The 718-nt window shown below is 46.8% G+C and carries 1 protein-coding gene; it reads left to right on the top strand.

Annotation, left to right across the window (positions count from 1 at the left end):
* On the top strand, positions 1 to 718 hold a 718-nt coding region (locus tag AB4513_RS24780; RefSeq protein WP_133151990.1), incomplete at both ends, for a cadherin-like domain-containing protein.

The following is a 718-nucleotide window of genomic DNA, read 5'->3' on the forward strand; positions in this document are numbered from 1 at the left end:
ACGACCTAGGCAAACTCACCGTTGCGAATCTTCACGCTGATCATGGTTCTATTCTAGATAATCAAGACGGCACCTACACTTTTACTCCAACCAAAGACTATAACGGCCAAGTTCATTTTAGCTATGATGTGACAGATGCGCATGGCGGAACGACTCATACAGGGGCGTCTACCACACTCACCGCTACCCCAGACGGCGCCATCATTTCAGAAGTAACAACTGACCACGTCACTGAAGATGGTTCACACAGCAGCCACAATGCAGGGGTTACAACTGAGCTCGCGAATGGAAGACTACAAGTTGTGGATCCAGATAGCGGGGAGAATAAATTCCAATACAGCCAGTTTGGTGAATCAGCAGTTCACGATCCGTTTGGTGGCATGTTACGTATTGATAGCTTGGGCAATTGGGGGTACAGCGTTAATAATGCCAATTTGCAACACCTTGCTCAAGGGCAAACTGAAACCGTTATCTACCGTGTTCATAGTTATGATGGAACGGCATACGAGTTGCACATAGACGTTGTAGGCACCAATGATGCGCCAACCGTTACCCAAGTTGCGCTAAGTAACGGCACTGAAGACACGCATTATCAAATGCAAGCGAGTCAGTTTGGATTTACGGATGTTGATAGTGGCGATACGCTACATTCAGTTGCAATCACAGATCTACCACCAGCAACACAAGGTAAATTTGTGCTTGATGGACACGATGTTAC

This window comes from Vibrio sp. 10N.222.54.E6 (assembly GCF_041473955.1).
GTDB lineage: Bacteria > Pseudomonadota > Gammaproteobacteria > Enterobacterales > Vibrionaceae > Vibrio > Vibrio tasmaniensis_A.